This window comes from Mesorhizobium sp. M0016 (assembly GCF_040324035.1).
Classification (GTDB): domain Bacteria; phylum Pseudomonadota; class Alphaproteobacteria; order Rhizobiales; family Rhizobiaceae; genus Mesorhizobium.
This window is the reverse complement of the sequence record NZ_JAMYVM010000012.1, coordinates 165211-182219: the sequence shown is the minus strand read 5'-3', so window position 1 is coordinate 182219 and position 17009 is coordinate 165211. Positions and strand designations below refer to the sequence as shown.

The 17009-nt window shown below is 63.3% G+C and carries 17 protein-coding genes and 1 tRNA gene; 10 read left to right on the top strand and 8 right to left on the bottom strand.

Going from position 1 to position 17009, the window contains the following annotated elements; translation table 11 throughout:
* The first annotated feature begins 7 nt into the window (after positions 1-7).
* The 6 genes from NKJ88_RS18980 (at position 8) to NKJ88_RS18955 (ending at position 5456) form a co-directional block, all read left to right on the top strand.
* Positions 8-259 (top strand): hypothetical protein, encoded by a 252-nt coding sequence (locus tag NKJ88_RS18980; protein WP_023698736.1) that lies wholly within the window; start codon positions 8-10, stop codon positions 257-259.
* Positions 260-392: 133 nt separating this feature from the next.
* A complete protein-coding gene (gene pdxY, locus NKJ88_RS18975) occupies positions 393-1277 on the top strand; it encodes a pyridoxal kinase PdxY (RefSeq protein ID WP_352445039.1) in 885 nt (294 codons plus the stop codon).
* Complete coding sequence (locus tag NKJ88_RS18970; RefSeq protein ID WP_352445038.1) at positions 1274-2038, top strand: DUF429 domain-containing protein; 765 nt, start codon at positions 1274-1276, stop codon at positions 2036-2038. Before pdxY ends, NKJ88_RS18970 begins: the two co-directional genes overlap by 4 nt.
* A gap of 149 nt (positions 2039-2187) precedes the next feature.
* On the top strand, positions 2188-2832 hold the full coding sequence (locus NKJ88_RS18965; RefSeq protein ID WP_023681438.1) for a carbonic anhydrase: 645 nt from the start codon (positions 2188-2190) through the stop codon (positions 2830-2832).
* Between the two features lie 67 nt (positions 2833-2899).
* The gene (locus tag NKJ88_RS18960) at positions 2900-3313 is read left to right on the top strand and encodes a hypothetical protein (RefSeq protein ID WP_023668612.1); all 414 of its coding nucleotides are present in this window, start codon (positions 2900-2902) and stop codon (positions 3311-3313) included.
* 88 nt (positions 3314-3401) lie between these two features.
* Positions 3402-5456, top strand: a complete 2055-nt coding sequence (locus NKJ88_RS18955) for a M3 family metallopeptidase (protein WP_352445036.1) — start codon at positions 3402-3404, stop codon at positions 5454-5456.
* A gap of 160 nt (positions 5457-5616) precedes the next feature.
* Here the strand turns inward: NKJ88_RS18955 and NKJ88_RS18950 are convergent, their stop codons facing one another.
* The 4 genes from NKJ88_RS18950 to NKJ88_RS18935 form a co-directional block, all read right to left on the bottom strand.
* Positions 5617-7092 carry a M81 family metallopeptidase gene (locus NKJ88_RS18950; RefSeq protein ID WP_352445035.1) on the bottom strand — a complete coding sequence of 492 codons (1476 nt, stop codon included), beginning with the start codon at positions 7090-7092 and terminating at the stop codon, positions 5617-5619.
* A 25-nt stretch (positions 7093-7117) separates the two neighbouring features.
* A complete protein-coding gene (locus NKJ88_RS18945; RefSeq protein ID WP_023668609.1) occupies positions 7118-7942 on the bottom strand; it encodes a carbohydrate ABC transporter permease in 825 nt (274 codons plus the stop codon).
* A complete protein-coding gene (locus tag NKJ88_RS18940) occupies positions 7939-8808 on the bottom strand; it encodes a carbohydrate ABC transporter permease (RefSeq protein ID WP_023681441.1) in 870 nt (289 codons plus the stop codon). Before NKJ88_RS18940 ends, NKJ88_RS18945 begins: the two co-directional genes overlap by 4 nt.
* A gap of 331 nt (positions 8809-9139) precedes the next feature.
* The gene (locus NKJ88_RS18935) at positions 9140-10372 is read right to left on the bottom strand and encodes an ABC transporter substrate-binding protein (RefSeq protein WP_023736814.1); all 1233 of its coding nucleotides are present in this window, start codon (positions 10370-10372) and stop codon (positions 9140-9142) included.
* Between the two features lie 178 nt (positions 10373-10550).
* Between NKJ88_RS18935 and NKJ88_RS18930 the strand changes: the two genes are divergently transcribed.
* Genes NKJ88_RS18930 through NKJ88_RS18920 form a run of 3 tightly spaced genes read left to right on the top strand, consistent with a single transcriptional unit; the run spans position 10551 to position 13321 of the window.
* Positions 10551-11321, top strand: coding sequence for an SDR family oxidoreductase (locus NKJ88_RS18930; RefSeq protein ID WP_023688835.1), 771 nt, complete (start codon positions 10551-10553; stop codon positions 11319-11321).
* 2 nt (positions 11322-11323) lie between these two features.
* Positions 11324-12391, top strand: coding sequence for an ABC transporter ATP-binding protein (locus NKJ88_RS18925; protein WP_023824321.1), 1068 nt, complete (start codon positions 11324-11326; stop codon positions 12389-12391).
* Positions 12392-12439: 48 nt separating this feature from the next.
* Positions 12440-13321 (top strand): MurR/RpiR family transcriptional regulator, encoded by an 882-nt coding sequence (locus NKJ88_RS18920; protein ID WP_023681445.1) that lies wholly within the window; start codon positions 12440-12442, stop codon positions 13319-13321.
* 110 nt (positions 13322-13431) lie between these two features.
* Here NKJ88_RS18920 and NKJ88_RS18915 read toward each other — a convergent pair whose 3' ends face one another.
* Both NKJ88_RS18915 and NKJ88_RS18910 read right to left on the bottom strand, forming a co-directional pair.
* Positions 13432-13743, bottom strand: coding sequence for a DUF167 family protein (locus tag NKJ88_RS18915; RefSeq protein WP_352445031.1), 312 nt, complete (start codon positions 13741-13743; stop codon positions 13432-13434).
* 13 nt (positions 13744-13756) lie between these two features.
* The gene (locus NKJ88_RS18910; protein ID WP_023668602.1) at positions 13757-14047 is read right to left on the bottom strand and encodes a YggT family protein; all 291 of its coding nucleotides are present in this window, start codon (positions 14045-14047) and stop codon (positions 13757-13759) included.
* Between the two features lie 148 nt (positions 14048-14195).
* Here NKJ88_RS18910 and NKJ88_RS18905 point away from each other — a divergent pair.
* Positions 14196-14271: transfer RNA gene (locus tag NKJ88_RS18905), tRNA-Ala, on the top strand.
* 47 nt (positions 14272-14318) lie between these two features.
* Here NKJ88_RS18905 and NKJ88_RS18900 read toward each other — a convergent pair.
* Positions 14319-16280, bottom strand: coding sequence for an acyltransferase family protein (locus NKJ88_RS18900; protein WP_352445029.1), 1962 nt, complete (start codon positions 16278-16280; stop codon positions 14319-14321).
* 102 nt (positions 16281-16382) lie between these two features.
* A complete protein-coding gene (locus NKJ88_RS18895; protein WP_023824322.1) occupies positions 16383-16991 on the bottom strand; it encodes a TetR/AcrR family transcriptional regulator in 609 nt (202 codons plus the stop codon).
* Positions 16992-17009: the final 18 nt, after the last annotated feature.

The following is a 17009-nucleotide window of genomic DNA, read 5'->3' as shown; positions in this document are numbered from 1 at the left end:
CAGGACCATGGCGGAAGGCCGCGACGATGACAGCGAATCGCGCCGCATTATCGAGCGCGTTGCGAACGAGGGCGGCCTTGGCGGCGCATCGCTGGTGTCACGGGCAGCGAAAGGCGCGCGCGATCATGTTACCGCAGCGGAGGCCGACCGATCCGATCCGATCGAGGTCTGGGGCACCCGCATCGGTCGCGCACTTGGGCTCATCGTCGCCCTCGGCCTTTTGATCTGGCTCGTGTACTACGTCTCCCGGGGCAGCTAGAGCATGATCCTGAAAAGTGGGAACCGGTTTTCTCGGACAAGCGGGAACCGTTTTGTCCGGAGATCATGCTCCAACCAAAGAGATAGATCAGGATGACGATTCAACGAAAAATTATCCGTATCTAGGATTTTCCATGAACAGCGAAAAAGCCGACGCGCCGCGCGCGGTCATCGTCATTTCCAGCCATGTCGCCCGCGGCTCGGTCGGCAACCGCGCCGCCGTGTTTGCGCTGGAGACGCTGGGCTTTCCGGTGTGGGCGGTACCGACGGTCATCCTGCCCTGGCATCCGGGCCATGGCCGCGCCACGCGCATCGTGCCGCCGCTCGACCAGTTCAAGGCGCTGATGGCCGATCTCGAGCGCGCGCCCTGGCTGGGCGAGGTGGGCGCGGTGCTGTCGGGCTATCTCGGCGAGGCCGGCCAGGCCGAGGCCGTCGCCTCGCTGGTTGCGGCAGTCAAGGCCAAGACGCCGGACGCGATCTATATATGCGATCCGGTGATGGGCGATTCCGGCGGGCTCTATGTGCCCGAGCCGACGGCCGCCGCGATGCGCGACCGGCTGATGCCGGTCGCCGACATCGCCACCCCCAACCGCTATGAGCTGGAATGGATGGCCGGCGCGCCTTTGCCCGATCTGAAATCGGTGATCTCGGCCGCCCTCCATGCCGGACCGTCAACAATGCTGGTGACGTCGGCACAGTCGATGATGACCGGCGGCACCGGCAATCTGCTGCTTGACGGCACCCAGGCGCTGCTGGCCGAACACCGCCTCATCGACAAGCCGCCGAATGGCCTCGGTGACCTGACTGCGGCCGTCTACCTCGCCCGCATCCTGTCGGGGCAGCCGCCGATCAAGGCGCTGCAATCGACCACCGCCGCCGTCTACGAAATCCTGGCGCGAACCGCCAAGCGTGGCGGCGACGAGTTGCAGCTTGAAACCGATGCCCAGAGCCTGTCGCATCCGATGGCGATGGTGCAGCTGCGCCACCTCACGCATCCGGGGCGGGACCGCCGGGCGTGACCTCGACCGTGGTCGTCGGCGTAGACGGCTGCAAGGCCGGCTGGATCGCCGTCCGCCGCGATCTGGATGCCGCGCCGTCAGTCCGCGTCTTTCCCAGCTTTGCGGCCCTGCTCGACGCCTTGCCCGCCGATGCGACAGTGGCCGTCGACATGCCGATCGGCCTGCCGGACGTCTCGCAAAGAGGCGGGCGCGGGCCGGAGACCTTGGTACGGCCAATGCTCGGAGCACGGCAATCCAGCGTCTTCTCTATCCCGTCCCGCGCGGCCCTCTACGCCGACATCAGCGACTTCACCACGGTCGAGGCCTGGTATGAGGCGCATCGGCGCGCCAGCGAGGTGGCCAGGGCGACCTCCGATCCACCACGCGGCGTCTCGATCCAGGCCTTCGGCATCTTTGCCAAGATACGCGAGATCGACGCGCTGCTGATCGCACGTCCGCAACTGCGCCGCCGCGTCTTCGAATCGCACCCCGAAGTGGCCTTCTGCCGGCTGAACGGCGAAAAACCGATGACGCTGCCGAAGAAGATCAAGGGCGCAGTCAATCCTGCCGGGATGGAAGAGCGCAAGGCACTGCTCTGCCGGCACGGCTATACCAGAGCTTTCCTTGACCAGCCGCCGCCACGCGGTGCTGCCGCCGACGATTTCCTCGACGCCGCAGCGATGATGCTGATTGCCGGACGCATTGCCGGCGGCGAGGCAAAGCCGTTTCCCGACCCGCCGCTTGCCGACCGTTTGGGCATTCCCCTGGCGATGTGGGCGTGAGGCAAGCGGCGAGCCATGCGTGCGGCATGGCGATTTGCGACGAAGCCATCCGCAATTCGGCATTGCCCGCGACGGGCATTTGCCGTTAGAGCCTTTCTAACTTGAAATGAGCTGCCGTCGCTAACCCCGAAAGGCTTCATCCCTAGCCCATGCCCCATCTCCCCGAACATCTTTGGACCGGCTACCGCAACTTCATGAATGGCCGCTATCTCACCGAGAGCGGACGCTATCGCGAGCTCGCCCGCGAGGGGCAGGCGCCCGAAACCATGATCGTTGCCTGCTGCGATTCCCGCTCTGCCCCCGAGGCGATCTTCGACGCCGGTCCGGGCGAACTGTTCGTCCTGCGCAATGTCGGCAATCTGGTGCCGCCCTATGCACCGGACGGCGAGTTCCACTCGACCTCGGCCGCGCTCGAATTCGCCGTACAGAGCCTGAAGGTGAAAAACATCGTGGTGATGGGCCATGGCCGCTGCGGCGGCATCCGCGCCGCGCTCGACACCAATTCGGCGCCGCTGTCGCCCGGCGACTTCATCGGCAAATGGATGAGCCTGATCGCGCCGGCGGCCGAAACCGTTTCGTCCAGCACGTTCATGACGGCAACCGAACGGCAGACGGCGCTGGAGCGGATTTCCATCCGCTATTCGATCGCCAATCTCAGGACCTTCCCTTGCGTCTCCATCCTCGAAGGCAAGGGGCGGCTGTCGCTGCATGGCGCCTGGTTCGACATCTCGACCGGCGAGCTCTGGGTGATGAACAAGGACACCGGCGACTTCGAGCGGCCGGATTTGACGTAGACCCATGATCCCGAAAAGTGGGAACCGGTTTTCGGATAAGGGCATGGTCAAATAAGAGGAGGCAAGAATGCGGGTTTGGCGTGCGATCGCTTTCGCCGTAGCGGCGCTGCTGATTTCGCTCGTCCCTGCCCGCTCCGATGACGGCGCCATTATCGACCGCTGGTATTCGGCGCTGCTGGTCGCCGATCGCACCGAATTGTCGGACCTGCTCGCCGACGATGTCCGCATCAAGCTCGACGATCTCGGCGTCGTGCAGTCGAAGCAGGAGTTCATCGCGTCGATCGACGAATGGAAGGGCGCGGTCGCCGGCGCCGCAATCCGGCATCGCGTCGAAAAGAGCGAGGCCGGCGTCACCACTGTCATCGCCTGCTATGATTTCCCCAACAATGACATGCTGATGCAGGAAACGTTCGCCGTCACCGGCAACCGCATCACCGCCAGTTCGCAAGCGGCGATCGCGGAAAATTGCGACGGCTTCTGACGCGGGCTTGAACGGCCGCGCTGTTGCGCCGCGCCAGTCATCGCCCTACATCGGTCAGCAAGCTCCGCCAATCATCGAAAGATCCCCCATGCCGTCCACGAAAACCGTCGATCTCGCCGCCCATCCGCTGACCAAATGGCAAGGGCCGCTCGGCCTGCCGGATTTTGGCAGCATCGGCGACGACGATTTCTCCTCGGTGTTCGACGCGGCGCTGAAGGCACATGAGGCCGAAATCGACGCGATCGCCGGCAACAAGGATGCGCCGACCATCGAGAATACGCTGGCAGCCCTCGAGCTCGCCGGTGAGCCGCTCGACCATGTCTCGTCGATCTTCTGGTGCCGGGCCGGCGCCCACACCAACGATGCGATCCAGGCGCTGGAGCGCGATATCTCGCCAAAAATGTCGAGGCATTTCTCGGCGATCTCGATGAACGAGAAATTGTTTGCCCGCGTCGACGATCTCTACCAGCGCCGTGAGACGCTCAAACTCGACGCCGAGACGCTGCGGGTGCTGGAGAAGACCTGGAAAGGCTTTGTGCGATCGGGCGCAAAACTCGACGCCGACGGCAAGAAGCGGCTGGCCAACATCAGCGAGGAGCTGTCCTCGCTCGGCACGACCTTCGGCCAGAACGTGCTGGCCGACGAGCGCGACTGGGCGCTTTTCCTCGACGAGGCTGATCTTGCGGGCCTGCCGGACTTCGTGAAGAGTTCGATGGCCGAAGCCGCCGAGACGCGCGGCCAGAAAGGCCGCTACGCAGTCACCTTGTCGCGCTCTATCTATGAGCCGTTCACGACCTTCTCCGAACGCCGCGATCTGCGCGAGACCGCTTTCCGCGCCTTCACCATGCGCGGCCAGAATGGCGGCGCCAGCGACAACACCGCAGTGGTGCGCGACATGCTGAAACTGCGCGCCGAAAAGGCCAGGCTGCTCGGCTATGCCTCGTTCGCCGCGCTGAAGCTCGACGACACCATGGCCAAGACGCCGAAGGCGGTGCACGACCTCCTCGACCCGGTCTGGGAGAAAGCGCTGGAGAAGGCCGCCGCCGACCAGAAGGAGCTGGAGCGGCTGGCGACCAAGGCAGGCAGCAACGAAAAATTCGCCGCCTGGGACTGGCGCTTCTACCAGGAGAAATTGCGCGCCGAAAAATTCGACTTCGACGAGGCGGAACTGAAACCCTATCTGCAACTCGACCGGGTCATCGACGCCTGCTTCGACGTCGCCACAAAACTGTTCGGCATCACTTTCGAGGAGAAGAAGGGCATCGCCGCCTGGCATCCCGACGCGCGCGTCTTCGTGGTGAAGAACGCCGATGGCAGCGAGCGCGGCCTGTTCCTCGCCGACTATTTCGCCCGATCCTCGAAGCGTTCTGGCGCCTGGATGAGCGCGCTGAAGTCTGGCTACAAGCTTGGGGATGGCTCAAAGCCGGTGATCTACAACATCATGAACTTCGCCAAGCCGCCGGCGGGGGAAGCGGCGCTGCTGTCGGTCGATGAGGCCAAGACCCTGTTCCACGAATTCGGCCATGCTTTGCACGGCATGCTGACCGACGTCACCTGGCCGTCGGTGGCGGGCACCTCGGTTTCCCGCGATTTCGTCGAACTGCCTTCGCAGCTCTACGAGCACTGGCTGACGGTGCCCGCAGTGCTGGAAAAGCATGCGCTGCATGTTAAGACCGGCAAGCCGATGCCGAAGTCGCTGCTCGACAAGATGCTGGCCGCCCGCACGTTCGGCGCAGGTTTCGCCACGGTCGAGTTCACAGCGTCGGCGCTGATCGACATGGCGTATCACGCGCGGCCGGATGCGCCGGCGGAACCGCTGCGTTTCGAAGCCGAAACGCTGGAAAAGCTTGATATGCCCGACACCATCGCCATGCGTCATCGCACCCCGCATTTCGGCCATATCTTCTCCGGCGACGGTTATTCAGCCGGCTACTATTCCTACATGTGGTCGGAAGTGCTCGACGCCGACGCCTTCGCCGCCTTCGAGGAGACCGGCGATCCCTTCAACCCGGCGCTGGCGGAACGGCTTCGGAAGAATATCTATGCCGCCGGCGGGTCGAAGGATCCGGAGGAACTGTACACGGCGTTCCGCGGCAAGATGCCTTCGCCGGAAGCGATGATGGTGAAGCGGGGATTGCTATAGCGCCGGCTTATCTCCCCCCTCGAGGGGGAGATGGCCGCAAAGCGGCCAGAGGGGGTCGGTCCGACTGGGCTCGACCTCCTGCGGCAGATGAAGGTCGGCGCTTCACGCGAGGCGACCCCCTCTGTCGCCTTTGGCGACATCTCCCCCTCAAGTGGGGAGATCAATAGCGCCAAGGATCCGCCACCCTTGGCCAGACCGGCCGCGTCAGCTTCTTGTAATCCGTCACCGCCGGATTGCTCGGATACGAGCTCGGCGCCGAAATATAAATAATCTCCGCCGCGATCGGTGCGAAGCCGGCGTAGAAATGATTGGTCGACTTGATCAGCAATATGTCCTTGCGCATCGGATCGACGCCGATGTTGGAGAAAATATCCGGCTCGAAGGTCTGCGTGCGGTTGGTGTTGAGGATGATGTCGACCTCCGTGCCCTCGATGCGCACCAGCGCCGTTGGTCCGAGCGTCACCCGGCTCGGCCCGAAGCTCTGCCAGCCCTCGGGGACGGCTTTCAACACCTTGACGCGCGCATCGATCGGTTCGCCGGCCAGCGGCCCGGCCTTGCCGCCGAAGCGCAGGTCGATGACGGCGCCTTCGCCTGCCGCCTGGCAAAAGGTGACAGCGATCGGGTCCCAGATCGTCGCCACGCCAAAATTGTCAACGCCCTGTTCCAGCATGGCGCGCAGCACAACGGTGCCGTCGCCGGCGACGCCACCGCCGGGATTGTCCCAGATGTCGGCAATCACAACCGGCTTGCCGGGGCTTCCCTTGCGCACGGCCAGTGCCCGCGCGATGCCGTCCTCGGTGTTCAGCATCGTCATCGCCGTCCTTTCGCGGATGGCGTAAAGCTCGCGCCCTAGCCTCTCCGCCAGCGCATCGCCCTTGGCCTTGTCATTGTCGGTCACGACCAGGATGCGCGTGCCCATTTCGGGCACATCCGCCGCCATGAAGCCATGGATGACCGAGACCGACAGCACGCCGTCCTTGCCGTGCAGCGCCTTGATGCGGTCGACGAAGGAGCGCATCGGCTCGCGGCTGGTCGGCAGCACCTGGATCATGCGGCAGTCGAAGGTCGATATGACCGGCTTGATCTCGTCGCGCGCCGCCGCCAATCCAAGCTCGACGACATGTTCGCCGCGCTCATAGAAGTCGGTGTGCGGGAATTCGAGGAAATAGGCCATGACATTGCATGCCGAAACGCGCTTTGGCGTCAGATGGCTGTGCGGATCGAGCTCCACGGCGATCACCACATCCGGCCCAACCGTGGCGCGAACCCGTTCCAGCAGATCGCCCTCGCAATCGTCATAGCCTTGCGCCACCATCGCGCCATGCAGGCCGAGGATGACGGCGTCGACCGGCAAGGCTGCCTTCAACTGGCCGAGAATCTCGTCGCGCAACGCCTCATAAGTCTGCCGCTGCACCAGCCCGCCCGGCTCCGCCCAGGTGGCGGTGCCTTCGACGACGGTCAGCCCTTCGGCAGCCGCACACCGGCGCAGCGCGACCATCGGCGAGGAGCACAAGGTCGGCGTGTCTGGATGCTTGCCCGGCCCGGCATAGAACGCCATCTCGAACGACGCCCGGTCGGTCGGCACCGGCGAGAAGGTGTTGGTTTCGGTCGCCAGCGAGGCGGTGAAGATGCGCATGAAAGCTCCGTTGTGAATGGTGCCGTTATTTGACCGCCCCGAGCGCCAGCCCGCGGACGAGATAGCGCTGCAGCCAGATGAACAGAATCGCCACCGGCAGCGTCGCCAGCAGCGTCGCCGCCATTACATGGTGCCATTCGATCGTGTAGCGGCCGGCGACCAGCGAGAACACCTGGATCGGCAGCGTGTAACTTTCCTGGCTGCGCAGCATTGTGAGCGCAACGACGAACTCATTCCATGCGTTGATGAAGGTGAAGATGGCGGTCACCGCTATTGCCGGCAGGCAAAGCGGCAGAAACACTTTTCGCAAGGTCAGCCATCGGCCGGCGCCTTCCATCCACGCTGCTTCCTCGAGATCGCGCGGGATGGTGTCGAAATAGCTTTGCAGCATCCACACGGTGAAGGCGACGTTGAAAGCCATGTAGATGACGCCGAGCGCGGTCGTGGATTCGATCAGACCCCAGGCCGCCATCAGCCGGAACAGGCCGAGCACCAGCACGATCGGCGAGATCATCTGCGAGATCAGCAGGAACTGGCGGAAGGCGCCATAGCCGGCAAAGCGAAACCGCGACATGGCATAGGCGGCCGGCACCGAGATCAGGATGGCTCCGACGGTGGCGATAACAGAGACATAGAGCGAATTGGCCAGCGCCTGGCCAAAGCCGGTCGCCACCCACATGTCGGCAAAATTCGACCAGTGGAATTCGCTTGGCCACCAGGTCGGCGACAGCACCTCCTGCCGCGGCTTGACCGCGGTCAAAAACATTACCGCGAAGGGGAAGATCGTCACCACGAGCAGCGGCGAAAGCAGCAGCCAGGCGATGATCGTACGCTTCAGCTTGGGCGTCATGTGCGCTGCTCCCGCATGGCAAGCCGCACATAGATCATGGTGAAGATCAAAAGGATGGCGAACATCAGCAGCGACACCGCCGATGCTTCGCCCAGCTTGCCGATGCGGAAGGCCAGCTTGTAGAGATGGGTGACCAATATGTCGGTCGAGTTGGCCGGCCCGCCCTGCGTCATCACCCAGATGATCGGGAAGGAATTGAAGACGTAGATGGTGTTGAGCACGATGGCGATGTTGATGAACGGCTTCAGCAGCGGAAAGGTGATCTCGCGGAACTGCTGCAGCGGCGTCGCCCCCTCCAGGGCCGCCGCCTCGTAGAGGTCGTCGGGGATCGACGACAGGCCGCCGAGGAAGATGGTCGTGGTGAACGGTACCGTCACCAATATGCCGATCAGCACCTGCATCGGGAATGCCGTCTCGGCGCGCGCCAGCCACTGGATGTTTTCATGGATCAGGCCGAGCCCGATCAGCGCCGAGTTCAGCATGCCGCTTTCACCGTTGAGCGCCCAGCGCCAGACCACCGCCGTCATCGTCAGCGACACCGCCCAGGGCAGCATGATGATGACGCGGGCAATGCCGCGGCCGTAGAAATCGGTGTTGAGGATCATCGCCACCGGCACCGACAACAGCAGCGCGCCGCCGACCACCAGCAACGTCCACAGGCCGGTGCGCCAGAGTGCCGCCAGGAAATCGGGATCGGCGAGGAAGGCTGAATAATTGGCGAAATCGTTGAAGTCGCGTAGCTGGCCGAAGCGGCTGACGTCATGCGTCGAGATCTGGATCAGGTCCCAGACCGGCCAGAAGATGACGACCGCCGCCAGCAACAGGCTGGGCAAGGTCAGCAGATAGGGCAAGAAGCGATTTTGCATCGGCCGGTTTTGTACCGTGGTTCTGTGGCGCTGGCACGCCAGCTCGGATCAATCTTGCATATCGGTCTTTAGCAGCGCTTCAGAAGAATGCCTTTCCTCTCCCCCGTCGATCAGGGGAGAGGTGTCGAGCGAAGCTCGGGGGGTCGACCCTTGGGGCGCAAGGCGAGGTGATGTTTGCCCCTATTGCCCTTCCTATGTCCGTTCGCGGCGGTTGCCAGGTGGTTCCCCCACTCCGTCTCGGCTTCGCCGAGCCACCTCTCCCCCTCCGGAGGGAGAGGAAAGTGTGGCGCGCCCCGATCTCAGGGGCGCGCCGGGCGCAGGGAGATACGCCCTATTTCTTGATCACGGCGTTGGCCTTGGCAGCCGCTTCCTTCAAGCCTGCCTCGGGGTCGCCGCCGAGATAGATCTTCTGCATGGCATCCGAGGTGATCTGGGCGACTTCTTCCCAGCCGGGGATGACCGGCGCAAAGCGGGCGTCGGGCAGCAGCGCGGTGAACGCTGCCAGATCGGCATTGTTGACGTAATAGTCCATCTTGGCCTCTTCCTTGTTCACCGGCAGGAAGCCTTCCCCTTGCGTGAACTTGGCGCGCTGTTCGGTGGTGAACAGGAAGTCGAGCAGCTTCCAGGCCTCATCCTTGTTCTTGGAATTCTTGAACATGATGATGGAATCGGTGACGCCGTACGTGCCGCGCGCGCCGGTCGGTCCGGCGGGGATAGCGGCCACGCCGTATTTCAGGTTCGGCGCCTCGTCCTTGATCTGGTTGGACAGGAAGGGCGCGGTGATCATCATGCCGACCTTGCCCTGCTTGAACAGGTTCTGGACGTCCTCGCGGTTGTTGGAGGTGACGCCGGGTTCCGTCAGGCCTTCGTCGATCATCGACTTGTAGAGCTTGGCGGCTTCGAGCGCGCCCGGCGTGCCGAGGCCCGACGTGCCATCCTTGTTGAGAATCTCGGTGCCTTGCGACCACATCGCATAATAATAATAGACGTCGGTCTCGATCTCCTTGCCCTGCAGGCCGAAGCCGAACGTGCCGGTGCCCAGTGCCTTGATCTTGCGCGCATCCTCCTGCAACTCGGTCCAGGTTGCCGGCGGGTTGGCGATTCCGGCCTTCTCGAACAATTCCTTGTTGTAGTACATGGCGCGCGCCGAGGCCGCGATCGGCAGGCCATAGGTCTTGCCCTCCATGATCGACGGCGACAGGAAGGTGTCGATGAAGCGGTCCTTGAAGTCTGGCTTGATGTAGGCGTCGAGCGGCTCGGCGACATCCTGCTGGACGAAATCGATCAGCCAGCGGGTGCCGATGATCGACAGGTCGGCATTGGTACCGGCCGTGATGTCGGTGGTCAGCTTCTGCAGCAGCACGTCCCACGGCACAACTTCGAACTTGACGGTGATACCCGGGTTGGCTGCCTCGAATTCCTTTTTCACCGCTTCGAAATACGGGCCGGTCTTGGCGCTGTATTCGGCGACGGTTACGCGCACCTCGCCGGCATCTGCCTGCGCGGCCAGGGCGAGCAGGCTCATTCCGGCCATCACGCCGACAGTCCATTTTGCAAGCTTCATTCGATCTCTCCCATTTGATTGCGTCTGCACTCTTGCGGCTTTGAGGCGGCCACGGCTTTATGTGACTTTCCTACATTATCCATGATTTCGCGCTGTGCAAGCGGATTATCCTGTTGCTTAATTACATTTCTTAAAATAGCGTTTTCCGATTATCGTAGATCCCAGGGAGGCGCGCAGCGTGGTTTCAACGGCCGAATTCGCAGGCAAGACCGTGCTGGTGACCGGCGCCGGCGGCGGGCTCGGCTCGGCTATTGTGGCGCTGCTGGCCGAACGAGGCGCGCGCGTCGTCGGCTGCGACCAGTCGCAAGACCAGCTCGGCAGTCCGCATCTGGCGTCGCGCCACGTCTTCGACCTTCTCGACCGGATCTCCACCGATGCCGCGATCACGGCGATCCTCGAGAAAGACGGCGTGCCCGACATCCTGATCAACAATGCCGGCTGGACGCGCGCCGAGACTCTTGCAGCGCTGACCCCCGACAAGATCACGCATGAACTCGACCTCAATCTGACCGGGGTGATGCTGTTCGCCGATCCGCTGATCAAGGCAATGGCCGCGCGCGGTTCGGGCAGCGTCGTCTTCATCTCTTCCGTCAACGCCATCGCCCACTTCGGCAACCCGGCCTATGCCGCGGCCAAGGCCGGCATCAATGCCTATGCCAAAGCGGTCGCTGTGGAACTCGGCCGCAACGGGCTGCGCGCCAATGTCGTCTGCCCCGGCTCGATCCGCACCGCCGCATGGGACCATCGGCTGGCCAAGAACCCGGATGTTCTCGGCAAGCTCAAGCGGCTCTATCCGCTCGGCCGCATCGTCGACGCCACGGAAGTGGCCGAAGCGGTGGCCTTCCTTGTTTCGGATCGCGCATCGGGGATAACCGGCGCGGTGGTGCCGGTCGACGCCGGACTGACCGCCGGCTTCCTGCCCTTCATCGACGACATATTGGGAGCCTGACCATGACCGATGTCGAGTTCCGCGACCTGTCGAAATCTTTCGGACGCCACAAGATCCTCGAAAACATCAGCCTCGACATCAAGAGCGGCGAGTTCGTCGTGCTGGTCGGCCCTTCCGGCTGCGGCAAGTCGACCTTGCTGCGCATGCTGGCCGGGCTGGAGCCGATCACCGCAGGCGACCTCTTGATCGGCGGCGTGCGCGCCAACGATTTGCCGCCACAGCAGCGTAACATCGCGATGGTCTTCCAGTCCTATGCGCTGTTTCCGCACCTGAAAGCGGCCGACAATATCGGCTTTGGCCCAAAGATCCGCGGCGAAAGCCGCACGGCAATCGACGCCAAGGTGAAAAAGGCCTCTGGCGTCCTCAACCTGTTCTCCTATCTCGACCGCTATCCCCGGGAACTGTCGGGCGGCCAGCGCCAGCGCGTCGCCATGGGCCGCGCCATCGTGCGCGAACCCTCGGTGTTCCTGTTCGACGAGCCGCTCAGCAATCTCGACGCGCAATTGCGCGTGCAGATGCGCACCGAGATCAAGGCGCTGCACCAGCGGCTGAAATCGACCATCGTCTATGTCACCCACGACCAGATCGAGGCCATGACCATGGCCGACCGCATCGTGGTGATGGACCGCGGCAAGATCCAGCAGGTCGGCGCACCGCTGGAGCTCTACGACCGTCCCGCCAACAAATTCGTCGCCTCCTTTATCGGCTCGCCGTCGATGAGTTTTGTCTCCGGCGCCCTGAAGACGACGCCCGAGAAAAGCTGGTTCGAATCGGCCGGCGGAGGGCGACTGGCGCTCGGCAGCAAGACGGTGCCGGCTGGCAGCACGGTCGAGGCCGGCATACGGCCCGAACACTTCGTCATCGGCGAGGCTGTCGACGCCCTGGCGATCAAGGTCGATGTCGTCGAGCCGACCGGCTCGGAAACCCATGTCTATGGTGCGATCGGTGCCGACACGGTGCGCGCCGTGTTCCGCGACCGGATCCAGGTCAAGCCGGGTGAACTGCTGCCGGTCTCGGTAGCGCCGGGCAACATCCATCTGTTCGACACGGCGACAGGCCTGCCGCTATGAGCGCCGGCATGAAAACGAAAATACCACGATGAAGACGACAACCCAGAAATGAAAACGCCGGCCGACATCATCACGCGCCTGCAGCTGATGTCGCAGGACGGCACCAAATCGGACCGCCGCCTGGCCGGTCTCGTGCTCACCGATCTCGACTTTGCCTCCAAGGCGGCAATCTCGGAAATTGCCGCGCGCGTCGGCGTCAGCGAGCCGACGGTCACCCGTTTCTGCCGCAATCTCGGCTGCGAGGGTCTGCGCGATTTCAAATTCTACCTGGCGCAGGCGATCGCCATTGGCGGCCAGTATCTATCGCCCGAACCGCTGAACCGGGACGCGCGCGAGCAGCGCATTGCGTCGGCCATCACCGAAGCGGCAATCGCCGCCATCCAGCGCGCCAGCGAAAACCTCGACATGAAGACGCTGGTGGGCGTGGCCGCGCGCATCGTCAGTTCGGGCAATGTGCTGTGCATCGGCTCCGGCGGCATTTCCTCGATGATGGCGACCGAGATGCAGAACCGGCTGTTTAGGCTGGGCGTGCCGGTGCTGGCGCAGATCGACGGGCAGTTGCAGCGCATGTATGCCGCGGTCGCTACGTCGGAGACGACGTTGATCGCGTTCTCGGTGTCCGGCTATGCGCGATCGGTCATCGACGCCGTGCAGGTGGCCCAGCAATATGGCGCCACCACCATCGCCGTAACCCCGCCGGAATCAGCGCTCGCCAAGGCCGCCGATACCGTCATCCAGTTCCAGTCGCTGGAGGACGGCAACATCTACAAGCCGACCTCGTCGCGCTATGCTCTGCTGTCGATCGTCGACATGATCGTCACCTCCGTGGCCGAGACGCGCGGACCCAGGGTTCTCGAAAACCTGCGCCGCATCAAGCAGAGCGTGAACACGCTGAAGGTTGACGATCCGAAGCTGCCGCTGGGGGATTGAGAGCGGGGCGGAAGCTGCCAATCTCGTGGGGGAGATGTCCGGCAGGACAGAGGGGGGCGCTGTTCCGCCGACAGATCAAGGGGCTGCATGCCGCAACGCTGGATCTTCGATCAGCGGCTGAGCGCCCCGATACGCTGCGCCAGCACCGCCGGATCACCCGCGACACGCACCGTCTTCAGCCGTGCCGTGCCGCCTGCAATGACCGACACGGCCGATGCCGGAACGCCCAGCGCCTTGGCCACCAGCGGTTCCAGCGCCGCATTGGCCGCGCCATTCTCCGGCACGGCGCGCACGCGCGCCTTCAAACGGCTGCGCCCGTCGGCCGATACCTCGACGCCTTCGAGCCTGTCCACCGAACACTTCGGTGTCAGCCGGATAAACAGGTCGATGCCGTCGACGCGCAAGCGGAATGGCGCGCTCATGCCATCGTCAGGCTCACAGGACCAGCGGCGCTATCGTGGTGAGAATGAGCTGCCTGAGAAAGAACAGGAGCAGAAGCAGGATGATCGGCGAAATGTCGACGCCGCCGAGGTCGGGCATGAACCGACGGATCGGCCGCAGCGCCGGCTCGGTCAGCCGGTAGAGCATGTTGCCGATGCTGCCGACAAATTGATTGCGCGAGTTGACGACGTTGAACGCATAGAGCCAGGAAAAGATCGCCGAGGCGATGATGACCCACCAGTATAGGTCCAGCGCCATGACGATTGTTTGAATGAGGGCGAGCATGCCGGTCTCCGATTGTTGCCGACATGTAGCCATTGCGCGCGAAACCGGCAAGGGCCGGTCGCCTACAAGCACCGGGCACAAGGGAATTCGGCAAAACCCCGCCTTGACAGGAAACCGCAGCCTTCGATAAATGCGCCATCCGCTGGACGGGGCTGTAGCTCAGCTGGGAGAGCGCGTCGTTCGCAATGACGAGGTCAGGAGTTCGATCCTCCTCAGCTCCACCAGCGGAATTTTCCTGCCTGTCGACACATCTGACTTCCGAGACGTCTCGTCAAAGCCCCGCCTTCGCTGCGAGATAGGGTGCGAGGGCAAGCGAGTAGCTGGCGGTCAGATGATGACTGTCCCGCCAGACGATGATGTTGCCGACAACTGCCGGGCATAGTTGCGGCCCGCAAATGGCATCGATCATGTCGATGGCGCGTACATTTTTCTGTCCCTCCGCGGCGAGCGCCAACACGTTGCTCCGCTCAATATCGCTCAGTTTGGTGACGCATTTCGTTGGGGTCGAACTCAGGCATTCGCCCGGGTCGAATTTCATATAGGGCGTGTTGCGGATGGCAACGATTTGCGAGCCGGCGTCCGTCAGCCCGCCCCAGAGACTTCGCAGCCCCTCGATCATCACGTCTTGCTGAACCGCTCCGTAATTGGACTGGCTGGTGAAGATCAGATCCGGTTTCAGCTTTAGGATCTCGGCCAGCACCTTTTCGTGCCACTGCGCGCATAAGACGTTGGGTTTGCCATCCGCCGTGATGGCCACGCGGGTGAATGGGCAGGCGGATTTTGTAAAGGTAACCAGTTTGAAGTTGCGGTCCTTTGCGATCTTGTCCAGTGCCGGCACCCACTGGGCTGCATGAGAATCTCCCACCAGAACCATTGTTTTCGCACCCGTGGGATCGCCTAGAGAGCATCGTTTGGGCTCCGAGCTTTCCTCCTGGTGGCACTTCCTTGCATACACGACCGGCACGTCCCGCCTCAGCCGGGCCAGCGGCGGCAGAAGGTTCACACCGTCCGGGACCACGGCGCCGGAGACGAGAGCGGCGGGCCCAGGGTAGGAAGGCGTGCCGATCAGCGCGGTGTCGATGCGTTCGGTCTTCAGAAAGAGCAGCAGGCTGCCGGATGCGGCCACGCATGTGAGAACCGCCGCGGTGCCGTATCCCAGCGGCTTCCACCAGGCGCCGCCCCGAGCTTGCCGGTAGCGCTGCTCAACATATCGATAGGACAGATCCGATAGAAGCAGGGTCGCCGCAATCAGGCCGAAACCGCCGGCAAGGGTCAGCGAATGACCCTGCGCCTGGGAGATGGTGATCAGCGGCCAATGCCATAGATAGACCGAGTAGGAGCGATCGCCGATGAAACGAAGTGGCAACGAATCGAGCCCACGAAACCGGCCGACTTCAACCTCGCCAGCCAGGATGACCAGCACTGTGGCCAAGGTCGGCAACAACGCACTGACGCCGGGAAATGGAGTTGCAGCGGAAAACAGCAAGGCGGACGCAACGATGCCCAGGATGCCGGCGATCGCCAGCCACTGTCTAGTGAGTGCCGCCAGTCGAAACTGGTGTTCGGTCAGCACCAGCAGACCACCCAGCGCCAATTCCCACAGGCGGGTATGGCTGACGAAATAGGCCTGGGCCGGATCCGTCGCCGTCAAAACGACAGAGGCAACAAGTGATGCCGCGAAAATGAGCGACAACGCCCCGATCAAGCAGGCCCTCAGCGGAAGGTCACGGCGGCGCGCCAGCCAGATCACGCCGATCATCACCAACGGCCAGGCGATGTAGAACTGCTCTTCGATGGAAAGCGACCAGTAGTGTTGCACCGGGCTCGGCAAGGTGTCGGCCTCGAGATAGCTGACCGCAATCGAGGCCAGCCGCCAGTTCTCGACATAAAGAGCGCTCGCCACGATCTGGTTGCCCATTTCCTCCCAGCGCGCCTTTGAGATGAAAAGCAGCGTGCCCAGCAATGCCACCAGCAGCACCAGGGTTGCTGCCGGCAACAACCGTCGCACCCGTCGCGAGTAGAATTCGATCAGTGAAATCCGGCCGCCGCGCAGCGCCATCTGCGCCAGCAGGCCCGTGATCAGATAGCCAGAGATGACGAAAAAGACGTCGACGCCGACATATCCGCCAGGCAGCACATCCGGCCATATGTGATAGACCACGACAAGCGCGACCGCCAAGCCGCGCAGCCCCTGTATTTCGGGTCGAAACCGACGGTTCTGATCGATTGTCACCGGATATCCCCAACAGTCTCAGCCGGCCTGGATCAACCGGCAGTCCGCGCCACGATCTTCATAAGGGCAGAGTGCCGTGAGGCAAGAGCCGATCGCAGCAGTTCATTCCCTTTCCGTCTCCAGTCCGCTCACCAGCGTGCCAACGAAACCCAGCAGCTCACTTTCGAGATCGGTGGACGCCAGGCCAATGAAACGGTCTTCGAGCGAGATGGCGACGATCCCATGCACGGCGGAGAACAGCGTGCGGGTCCGCGCCAGCAGCTCTGGCGTGTCCAGCGCCGGGAGCAGCTGGGCCAGCGGCTCGACCAGATGCTGGATCAGCACGGCATGTTCGGCCAGATGCCATCCGGGCACCGCCACGCCTGGCGCCATGCGATGCTCGAACAGCGCCTTCCACGCCATGCGATTGTCGCGCGCGAAAGAGAGATAGGCTTTGGCCAGAGCCCTCAGCTTGGCCCTTGGCTCGGCCGCGCCGGTCGCCTCCTGTTCCAACGCCGCCCCAAGTCTTGCCAGCGTGATCGAGTTGACGTGCAGGATGAGCTCGTCGAGGTCTGCGAAGGCGGTGTAGAGCGCGCCGAGCGCGCAGCCGGCATCGGCCGTGATGTCGCGTGCGCGCAGGCCGGCGAGCCCCGAGGCTTGAATGCGCGCGTGCGCGGCCTCGATCAGCCTGCCTTTGAGATACTCGCGTTTGGCGTCCCGTTTTGCGGTCATTAACCTTCCTTATGCGCA